Origin of the sequence: Pseudomonas sp. TJI-51 (assembly GCF_000190455.2) — a bacterium.
In the GTDB taxonomy this organism is placed as follows: Bacteria; Pseudomonadota; Gammaproteobacteria; order Pseudomonadales; family Pseudomonadaceae; genus Aquipseudomonas; species Aquipseudomonas juntendi.
The window spans coordinates 1-9,817 of sequence record NZ_AEWE02000098.1; the positions used below are offsets into that span (position 1 = coordinate 1).

Consider the following 9,817-nt stretch of genomic DNA (forward strand, 5'->3'; position numbering starts at 1 on the left):
CACGCCTTCGCGCTGGAAGGTGGCAGCGATGTGCAAAAGCAACAGAACCGCAGCGAGCGCTATCGCACCGTGGAGCGTGTACGCCACGCGCAGACACGCGACCAGGACTTCGCCTTCAACACGGTCGGTGCCTACGTGCAGGCGGAGATCGAGCCGCTCCCATCGTTGAAGATCGTGCCGGCCTACCGGGTGGACAAGATCAGTGGTGACTTCACCAACAAGATGACCGGGCAAAACTACGACATCAACGACTACGGGCTGATCAAGCAGCCCAAGCTCAGCATTGTCTATTCGCCATGGAAGTTTGCCAGCGTCTACGCCAACTGGGGCCGCACCTTCCAGGTCGGGACCGGCGCCGCCGCCTACAAGGTGCCGCCGCGCAACGAGGACCTGGATCCGTCAATCAACGAAGGCTGGGAAACCGGCGTCAAGTTCACCCCGGCCAGCTGGGTCGATGGCCGCGTGGCCTATTGGCGTCAGGACGCCTCTGGCGAAGTAAGCCGTCGCCTGAACGACCCTAGCGGGGAGTCGGACAATGTTGGTGAGACACGGCGCTGGGGCTACGACCTGCAGGTCAACCTGCACCCGAGCGAACGCACCGAGATGTGGATGTCGTACTCATGGCAATATTCGAAGATCCTCGAGCCGAGTAGCGCCCTGCCTGGCAGCAAAGGCAAAGAGATCGACCATGTGCCGCACCACCTGTGGAATACCGGCATCAACTACCAGGCCACGCCTGCCCTGCAACTGAGCGCCTGGGCAAACGGCCAGACCCACTACTACCTGGAGCGCGAGAACACCCAAGGCACCTACGGTGGCTATGTGTTGCTGAACCTGGGGGCAACCTACCAGGTCAGTGCGTCGATGAGCGTGGACCTGCAGCTGAAAAACCTGACCAACCGCTATTACGAGTACGCCTGGTACGACCCGGATGGGGCGCACGCTTCGCTGCACGCCCCCGGTGACGGGCGCGCACTCTATGCCGGTGTGACGTTCGACTTCTGATGGCAAAGCGGGCTGGCCACGCTGGCGCCGAGCAGGCGAGCAGACGCTCGCCTGTGGCACGGCCAGCCTGTTACAGGCTCATGTTCAACGACACGAATGCCGAACGGCCTGGGGCGGGCGAGAACATGGGCTGGTCGTTGCCGCCCCAAAAGAAGTTGTCGTACCAGACATATTCATATTCGCGGCCCAGCAAGTTCTTCACCTGCAGATCCACGCTGGTGGACGGGGTGATCCGGTAACTCACGCTGGCATCCACGACCACGAAGCCACCGTACTTACCCTGCTCGTTGAGCTCATCGATGTAGTAGCTACCCTGTGCCCGCCCCTGCGCGCCGAACTTCCAGTCGTCATTGTAGCGGTACTCGACGCCCACATTGCTGATGTAGCGAGGGGTGGAAAACACTTCTTTTCCTGACAGCGACTGGCCGTTGGCAGCCAGGCCCTTGACCACTTTCGCCTCCTGAACCGCGTGGGACGCCCAGACCGTCCACTGTTCATCCAGCTGTGCGCTGATCTGCATGTCCACGCCACGGCGGCGGGTTTCGCCGAGCCCCACCGTAGTACCGGTGCTGGGCATGTTCGCGACTTCATCGGTCGCATCCTGCTGCCACAGCGCAAGCCGCGCCTGGGCACCCGGGAACGGCTGGAATTTCACCCCAACCTCCTTGCCCGTGTTGATGGACGGGTCGTACGAGGCTTGCCCGGGCAGCAGGTAAGCCGGTTCCGCCGATCCGGTGAGCACCTGGAAGGTGCGCCCCCAATTGGCGTAAACGTCGATTTCGGGGGTGAGGCTGTAGATCACGCTGAGTTTCGGTTGGCGGATCCAGCCATAGTCCTGCAGGGATGCCTTGGCGCCGCCGAGCACCTCGGTGTTGCCGGAGAATTTATCCACCCGCATGGCAGGGATGATCTTCAGCGCATCGGTAGGCTGAATGACCGCCTGCACGTACCCGCCGATATTGCGCAGGGTGTAAGCGTCGTCATTTTGCACGCGCGCCGGCGGCGCATCGAAGTCGGTTGGCACACCGTAGTTGTAGCGCAGACGACGGTACAGGTTGTCCTGCTCTTCGTAGTTGATGCCGCCATCGAGCGTCAGCAACTCGTTGGCGCGCCAGGTAAGGTTGCTGAGCATGCCGCGCTGCTGCTCGTCCCACTGGCGTCGCTGGCGAGGTGCGTTGCCAGGCCGGTAATCGGTGAAGGTGACAGTGCGGTCATCGTTGTAGCTGTTGTAGTACAGCTTGCTGCTCAAGCTAAGGTCATCGGCCAGCTGCCAGTCACTGTGCACGCTCACCTGCTTCATGTCGCGGTCGTCACCATCATTGCCGTTCTTGGCAGGTGACTGGGTACGGCTGGCGTGCAGTTGGTCACGGGTGAGGAAGCCCGGCTCCTGGGCTTGGTGATGATAAAGCCGGGCAATCAGCCCGACACGGAAGGTCTGGTCATCGTTGTTGACAAACCATTTGCCGCCCAACGCATATTTGTTCGAGTTGCTGTGGTCGCGGTAGCCGTTGCTGTCCTGCTTGGCGAGCATGTAGTTCTGGGCGAAGTTGCCCTCCTCGTGGCCGACTGCCAACTGCACTTCACGGGTATCGAAGCTGCCGTAGGTCACCCGGCTATCGACATAGTTGCCGCCCTGGCGTGTGGCAAAGTTGATGTTGCCACCGATATTGTGCAGCCCATAACGCGGGTCGTTGGTACCGCGCACCACCTCGATGTATTCGATGTCCAACGGGAAAATCATGTCGATGAAGCGCTGGTTGCCGCTGTTGACGTTGCTTGGCACGCCATCGATCAACGTCTTGATGCCGTTGATGTAGCCCTCGCCGTTGAACGCACGGAAACTGACCTTGCCAGACTCTGCACCTTGGCCGGTTTCGGTCAACTGGATGCCTGGCATCTGCCCCAACAGCTGCCAGCTGTTCATCACGTTCTTGTCGCGCACCTGGTCGCTGCCAAGAACGTCGACCGAGGTCAGCACGTTTTCGGTGCTCAAGGCTACGCCAGCGGTCTGGGTGATGTTCACGTCACCGAGCGTGATGGTCGAGGTGCCGGTCTGTCCGGCGACAAGGTCAGGTGTGAACATTGCCGTGAAAATGGCAAACGATGCTTGGGGGAATCGCATGGAGAGTCCTGAGTCGGGCGTGGGTTGTTGTGTGGCAGACAAATGCGCGGCAAAGCCAAAGGCCAGTGCCGCGATGATTTATGTTATACCATAACCTTTCGCGCCACTAGCGTTGGCTGCTGTCCACATACCCCCACCCGGTATCGCGTGAGCCCATTCCACCAGAAGCTACCCGGTTCGAGCGGATTCGAGCTTGGGCAGCAGCATGAGGCCCCACCCATACATCCCACCCAGCGGGATCACAAGGTCGGCACCTTTTTTTGACTCATTTTTCACAAGCGATGGGGGATCGTTGAGCCATCCCTACGTGTGATAGCAGTTCCCATTGGCCCGTCTAGCAGCGGGCTATCTTTTGCCCGCGATTCAGGCCAGCGCCGGCAGTAACCCGTACCAGCCCACCGTTGCTGGTGCATCAGAACTCGGTAATCACGGTCACACCCGCTGTATCGAAGCGGTCCATGTTCATCAACGCGTCGATGGACTGCGCCAGGTTGATGGTCTTGCCCACCAACTTTTCAGGGGCCAGCTTGCCCGAACCGATCATCTCCATCATGGCATCGTAGCGATGCGCTTGCATGCCATGGCTGCCGTAGATCTCCAGCTCATGGGCAATGACCTTGCTCATGGGGATCGCAGGCTGGGCGTGGTCTGCCAGCATCAGCCCGACTTGTACATGCCGGCCGCGACGGCGCAGGTTGTTGATGGAGTTGAAGCACGTGGTCGGGTGGCCCAATGCGTCCAGCGACACATGTGCGCCGCCCCGGGTGATTTCCATCACCGCCTCCGTCACGTCCGCTACGTGACTGGCATTGATGGTGGCCACGGCGCCCAGTGCCCGCGCCAGTGCCAGCTTGTCATCCGCGATATCGATTGCAACCACGTTGGCACCGATGGCCTGGGCGATCATCACCGCCGAAAGGCCCACGCCACCGCAGCCATGCACCGCGACCCACTGGCCTGCGCCGACCCTGCCCTGGTCCACCACCGCGCGGAATGAAGTGACGAAGCGGCAACCCAGGCTGGCTGCAGTCGCATAGTCCATGGTTTCCGGCAGGGCCACCAGGTTCAGGTCAGCCTGATGGATACCCACGTATTCAGCGAAAGACCCCCAGTGGGTAAAACCGGGCTGGAACTGGGTGTGGCACACCTGCTGATTGCCACTGTGGCACTGCGCACAGGCGCCACAGCCGCCTACGAACGGAACGGTTACCCGGTCACCCACCTTCCACTGGGTCACATCGCCGCCTACGGCGGCGACCACGCCTGCCAGCTCATGGCCTGGAACGTGGGGCAGCTGTATGTCCGGATCGTGGCCTTTCCAACCATGCCAGTCGCTTCGGCACACGCCTGTGCCTTTGACTTCAATCACCACACCATGCCGCTCCGGGCTTGGATCGGCGATATTCATCAAGCGCGGTGGCTGAGAAAAGGCTTCGTAGACGACAGCTTTCATGACGTTTACCCCTGCTGAAAACGGTTGGATGAGTCGTGCTTCCGGCAGCGCCCGAGCAGCGCTTTTCGGCGGCTATCAGTATGAAGAAAACGGCTGAAATTACCTTTCAGAGTTCGGTTGACATGGGTGCGCAAGTGAAATAAACCTTCAAAAAGCTCATTGATTGTGAAGGATTGGCGCATGGCCGACGCACTGGACAAAGTAGACATTGCAATAGCGGACAGGCTGCAACGTGACGGCAGGCTGTCGAACGTCAAGCTGGCCGAGCAGTTGTGCCTGAGTGAGGCATCATGCTGGAGGAAACAGAAGCGCCTGGAGGCGAGCGGCGTGATAGAGGGCTACCAGGCCATACTCAACCGCAAGAAGCTGGGTTTGGGGGTGATGGCGTTCGTGCAGATTTCCTGCACCGACCACAGCGAAGAGGCGACCGCGAAGTTCGAAAAGATCATCGCGGCGGCTCCGCAGGTGCTGAGCTGCCACAACACCACGGGCGAAGCCGACTTCCTGCTTCAAGTTGTCGCCCGGGACCTGGACAGCTATAGCCGCTTCATCGACAAGGTGCTGCGCAAGTTGCCCGGCGTGGCGAGTATCAGGTCCAACCTGTCGTTGCGCGAGATGAAAACAACCAACCAGTTCCCTGTGGCCGAACTCCTGAGCCTTTGATCAGGCCCTTGGGGTACTGGACGGCAACTCGCCGAAGCGCCGGCGGTACTGCTCGCTGAAACGGCCAAGGTGGTTGAACCCCCAGGCTTCGGCAACCTCGGACACCAGCCGGTCCGAGCCGCTGCACTGCAACTCATTGCGTGCAGCATCCAGGCGCAGCGCCTTAACGTACTGCATGGGAGACTGCTGAAGCGCGCGCTGAAAGCCTTCGCTCAAGGAGCGCACGCTGCCCCCCCGCTGCGCTGGCAATGTCTGTCAGCTTGATATCGTCGCGCAGGTGCTCACGCATATACCCCTCGGCACGCTTCACATGCCGGGGCATCAAGGGTTGCGGGCCGAACCCGGCGCCGTGATCGGCGTGCAGCGCATGCATGAGGGTGAACAGCGCACTTTGCTGCAGAAACTCCAGCGTGCGAGCATCGGGCGTAGGCTCTGGGCCGATCATGTACGTCATCAACAGGTTGAGAAAGCCGATCCAGCGCATCTGCGCCGTACCGCCGGCTTGCAACATTGCATCGAATCGCAGTGGCCTGGCCGGCATGCAGCCGTGGAAATCCACGCAAGCCGCCTCGATCAGGGCCAGGGGAATTGAGCGGTTGTCCACGGCGAGCCGGTTCGCGCTGTAATTGGCTGCAAGCACGTCCGACGCCTGCCGCGCATCGCAAGCCTCGACCTGGTCTGCGGTAAAGCTCAACGCGGCTTGTGTATAGGTACGCAGCAACGAAACCGCATGGGCAACGCCGTTGCAAGAGGCCATGGTTGTCACAGCGCGCCACTCTTATTGTTGTTGTGAGTGCTCACGTGTAAGCAATCAGCCGGGGGGAGTCAATGCCGGCCATCGCGAGACCCGCCTACAACGCTGCGGTGACGCGCCCCTTTGGCTTCCTTGCTGACGGCTGTTCAATCCTCGCGAATATGCCGCTCCTGGCGTTCCTGACGCTCTTTCGCTTCGATGCACAGCGTGGCTGTCGGGCGCAGCAGCAAGCGCCTGAGACCAATGGGTTCGCCAGTGTCCTTGCACCAACCGTACTCACCCCGGGCAATGCGCTCCAAAGCCTCGTCGATCTTGTCCAGCAGCTTTTTCTCCCGCTCCAGCAAGCGCAGTTGCCAGTGCCGTTGCTCTTCCACGGTGCCCAGGTCGGAGGGGTCGCTGCTGGGTTCGAACTGCTGCATCAACTCGAACTCACGGGAAATTCGCGCTTGCAGCTCAGTCCGCTGTACCAGCAGCAGATCACGGAAAAAGGCCAGCTGTGCAGCGTCCATATAGGCCGCTTCTGGCATGCGGAGCAATTGGTCTTCGGTCATTGCAGTCGTTCTCACGTGGAGGGTTGCGTTTCAGCGCCGCTGGCCATTGAACGCCAGCGGTAAGCCTTGGCAGTGCGCGTTCAAGCTGTGCTCATGCCAGGCCAACTGGCCGGACACGATCGTGGTCGTGACCCGATGGCGCAGGCAGTGGTGCTGCAAAGGTGTCCACTGACAGTGGGCAAGGACCGGGTCGAGGCGAACCGGCCTGGGTGCGTCGAGGCGTTCGACCAGGGCCAGGTCAGCCCAGTAGCCTTCGCGCAGGTAGCCACGTGCCTCTATCGCGAACAGGTCGGCGACCGCATGGCTGGTTTTACGCACCAGCTGGGTGATCGGCAGCAGCCCCTGCTCGACCAGCTCGAACAGCGCTGGCAGTGCATGCTGCACCAACGGCAACCCGGAAGGAGCCAAGCCGTAAGGCTGTTGTTTTTCTGCCAGCGTATGGGGGGCATGATCGGTGCCGATCACATCGATGCGGTCCTCCAGCAAGGCCTGGCGCAGCGCGTCACGGTCGGCAGTGGTCTTGATCGCCGGGTTGCACTTGATGAGATTGCCCAGGCTTGCGTAGTCGCGGTCATCGAACAGCAGGTGGTGGACGCACACCTCAGCGGTGATCAGCTTGTGGGCCGACGGGCCAGGCTCGAACAGCCGCAACTCCCTGGCAGTGGTCAGGTGCAGCACATGCAGACGGGTAGCGAAACGGTTTGCCAGCTCGACCGCCAGGCTGGACGAGCGCCAGCAAGCGTCTGCATCGCGTATCAGCGGGTGCATCGCTGGCGTGATACCTGCGCCGAACTGCGCACGGTAGCGGGCTTCGTTGGCAATGATCGAAGGGGTATGCTCGCAATGCGCCAGCAACACCGTCGGTACACAGGCAAAAAGCCGCTCGAGCACCCTGGGGTCATCAACCAGCATGTCGCCGGTGGAGGCCCCCATGAATACCTTCACCCCGGCAATTTGCCGGGGATCCAGACGGGCAACGGTCTCCAGGTTGTCCTTGCTCACCCCAAAATGGAAACCGTAGTTGGCAACCGATGAGCTGGCAGCGCGGGCCTTCTTGTCGTCAAGGGCCGCCAGCGTCAAGGTGGCCGGCCTGGTGTTGGGCATGTCCATGAAACTGGTGATACCACCGGCCACGGCAGCACGTGACTCACTGGCCATGCAGCCTTTGTGTGTGGCGCCGGGTTCGCGAAAGTGCACTTGGTCGTCGATCATGCCAGGCACCAGCCAGCGGCCTTGGGCATCGATCTCCACAGGGGCATTCATGCCCTCGATGCTGGCCGCGATCTTGTCGATTCGGCCGCGGGCAATGAAGACATCGGCCTCGAACACCTTGCCCTCGTTCACCAGGCGGGCATTTCTGATCAGGATACGGCTCATGAACGCGCGTCCCCGTGGCTGACACTGGCTGGCTGCTTGAACCGGAACGACATGACCCATCACTCACTGCTAAAATGTTATGTTATAACACTGTATACCAGTGGGTATTTCCCCGTCACCCTCTTCTTGCATTACAGGTAATCCGCATGCGCGCTTCTCACACTTCTGCCGCCGAACCCTACGCCGACACTGAACTGGCCTGCCTGGCGGGGGCCAAGGCTGCGCTCTATCGCTGGGCAGCGACGGTCGCCACGCGTGACGTCGACCAGGTGCTGGCGCTTTATGCACCAGATGCGATCCTGGTGCCGACCCTGTCGAACCAGGTACGGGACTGCGACGACAGCCGTCGCAACTACTTCGACAACTTCCTGGCCAATGATGGGCTGGTGTGTGACATCCAGGTATTCAAGAAACGGGTAAGCCGCAAGCTCGGCACCGTGGTGGTCGGTGGGCTCTATACGTTCGTCTATCGCCAAGCTGGTGTTCAGCGGGTGGTGCCCGCGCGTTTCCTGTTCACCTTTGAACGGATCGACGACCAGTGGCTGATCACCGGGCACCACTCGTCGATCGAGGCCTGAGGGTGGTGCCAGCAGGCGGCCGAGGTTCGCATCCGCCGCGAGCACGAGATGCGGCTACCGCCGAGGGTGGCTCGGTGGGCCTTACACCTGCCGCAGCACTGCGTATATTTCAGCCACGATCTGGCAGCTGGCCTGCTCGACCGTGCCTTCATTGCGGCACAGCACCCAGCCCTGTTCGGCAACCGCACGTTCGAACGCCTCGGTGCAGGCTACCTGTTCATCCAGGGTGTGGATGACGGTACTGCGCAGCCCGCGGGTGCGCGCAGCCGCCCGGGCCCAGGAGGTTTCGGCGGCGGTGACCACGCCCACGTGCAGGTCCGGCACCTGCACGCCGCGCTCAAGGTTCAACTGCAGGATCTGCGCAAACGGCACGCTGCGGCGGAAGGCTGCGTCCGACGGGTACCAGCGATCGATCAGGATGATGCTGCCGGCCGGTTGCCGGGGCAGCACGTTTCGAGAAATCCAGGCACGGCTGTCGGCAAAGCGTTGGCAAACCTCATGCTCCAGCGCCTGGCAAGGGTTGCGGGCAAGCCTGTTGACCAAGGCCATGGTATCGCCGCGGTAGGGATCGTTGTTTCTCTCGCACAGGCGGACCACCTTGTGCCCGCCCAGCCTGAGGGCTTGCGTAACGGCCTCCAGCAAGGTGGTCTTGCCGGTGCCTTTAGGGCCATCGAGAGAGACAAAAAGCGGACGGTTCATCGTTCAAAACCCATAAGCGCAAGCGCGGGATGAGAGCATTGATCACACCCCGCTTCAAGCGCTTGCGCTCAAGGAGTACATTTGTACCCCACCCGGGACAGGCGGCCCATTCGCTAGCGCGCGGGTGCCGCCCCCGTCAGGCGTTTTACCCACGCCGATGGCACGCAACAGGATGTAACACCGCGAGCACCGCTGCGGGTCACCAACTCGGATGCACTGGTGGCGCCGTTGCTGGCAGGTGTCGCGCTTGCCGAACTGCCAGAGTTCATTGCGGCGCACTACCTGGCCGATGGCCGCCTGGAACGGGTATTGCCGGCATGGAGCATGACCCAGGGCGGCCTGTATTTCGTCACCCCTTCGGCGCGGAGTCGGCCACGCAAGGTACAGGCATTGGCCGATTTCTTTGTCGAGCGGTTGTCTGCCGCCGCCTGGCGGGGCCCTCGGGCTGAGGGCTGAGCGCAGCTACCTGCGGGTGAAATGATTGGGGCCACCCTGCAGGCAGCCCCAAAGCGTCAGCTGGAGACTCAGGGCCGCATTGCGCTGGCCCTTTCACGGCGCCAGGACGCGCCCACCAAGGTGGGCTGCCCAGGCTCAGACCGCCAGCGCGCGCTCACG

At 61.6% G+C, this 9,817-nt stretch carries 10 protein-coding genes and 1 pseudogene; 4 read left to right on the forward strand and 7 right to left on the reverse strand.

Annotation, left to right across the window (positions count from 1 at the left end):
- Positions 1-1,005 (forward strand): TonB-dependent receptor (locus tag G1E_RS20040; RefSeq protein ID WP_047150052.1); only part of this gene is annotated, 1,005 nt, incomplete at its 5' end.
- Between the two features lie 70 nt (positions 1,006-1,075).
- On the opposite strand, the gene G1E_RS20045 is transcribed toward G1E_RS20040, so the two are convergent.
- Entirely contained in the window at positions 1,076-3,127 is a 2,052-nt protein-coding gene (locus G1E_RS20045; RefSeq protein WP_009684828.1) for a TonB-dependent receptor, read from the reverse strand.
- Between the two features lie 412 nt (positions 3,128-3,539).
- The gene (locus G1E_RS20050; protein ID WP_047150053.1) at positions 3,540-4,580 is read right to left on the reverse strand and encodes a zinc-dependent alcohol dehydrogenase family protein; all 1,041 of its coding nucleotides are present in this window, start codon (positions 4,578-4,580) and stop codon (positions 3,540-3,542) included.
- 180 nt (positions 4,581-4,760) lie between these two features.
- Between G1E_RS20050 and G1E_RS20055 the strand changes: the two genes are divergently transcribed.
- Positions 4,761-5,243 carry an Lrp/AsnC family transcriptional regulator gene (locus G1E_RS20055; RefSeq protein ID WP_009684825.1) on the forward strand — a complete coding sequence of 161 codons (483 nt, stop codon included), beginning with the start codon at positions 4,761-4,763 and terminating at the stop codon, positions 5,241-5,243.
- Here G1E_RS20055 and G1E_RS27845 read toward each other — a convergent pair whose 3' ends face one another.
- The 4 genes from G1E_RS27845 to G1E_RS20070 all read right to left on the reverse strand — a co-directional run bounded on the left by G1E_RS27845 (position 5,244) and on the right by G1E_RS20070 (position 7,925).
- Positions 5,244-5,420: a helix-turn-helix domain-containing protein gene (locus G1E_RS27845; protein WP_009684824.1), complete on the reverse strand. Its 177-nt coding sequence runs from the start codon at positions 5,418-5,420 to the stop codon at positions 5,244-5,246.
- Positions 5,407-6,000, reverse strand: coding sequence for a hypothetical protein (locus G1E_RS28435; protein WP_009684823.1), 594 nt, complete (start codon positions 5,998-6,000; stop codon positions 5,407-5,409). The genes G1E_RS27845 and G1E_RS28435 overlap by 14 nt, the downstream gene beginning before the upstream one ends.
- Positions 6,001-6,143: 143 nt before the next feature.
- Positions 6,144-6,548: an RNA polymerase-binding protein DksA gene (dksA, locus tag G1E_RS20065; RefSeq protein ID WP_009684822.1), complete on the reverse strand. Its 405-nt coding sequence runs from the start codon at positions 6,546-6,548 to the stop codon at positions 6,144-6,146.
- A gap of 30 nt (positions 6,549-6,578) precedes the next feature.
- Positions 6,579-7,925 (reverse strand): dihydroorotase, encoded by a 1,347-nt coding sequence (locus tag G1E_RS20070; protein WP_009684821.1) that lies wholly within the window; start codon positions 7,923-7,925, stop codon positions 6,579-6,581.
- Between the two features lie 146 nt (positions 7,926-8,071).
- On the opposite strand from G1E_RS20070, the gene G1E_RS20075 reads away from it, so the two are divergent.
- Positions 8,072-8,503 (forward strand): DUF4440 domain-containing protein, encoded by a 432-nt coding sequence (locus G1E_RS20075; RefSeq protein ID WP_009684820.1) that lies wholly within the window; start codon positions 8,072-8,074, stop codon positions 8,501-8,503.
- Between the two features lie 81 nt (positions 8,504-8,584).
- Here G1E_RS20075 and G1E_RS20080 read toward each other — a convergent pair whose 3' ends face one another.
- Positions 8,585-9,202 (reverse strand): dTMP kinase, encoded by a 618-nt coding sequence (locus G1E_RS20080; RefSeq protein ID WP_009684819.1) that lies wholly within the window; start codon positions 9,200-9,202, stop codon positions 8,585-8,587.
- 135 nt (positions 9,203-9,337) lie between these two features.
- On the opposite strand from G1E_RS20080, the pseudogene G1E_RS20085 reads away from it, so the two are divergent.
- Positions 9,338-9,658: pseudogene (locus tag G1E_RS20085) on the forward strand (LysR substrate-binding domain-containing protein); the annotation flags it as partial.
- Positions 9,659-9,817 lie beyond the last annotated feature (159 nt).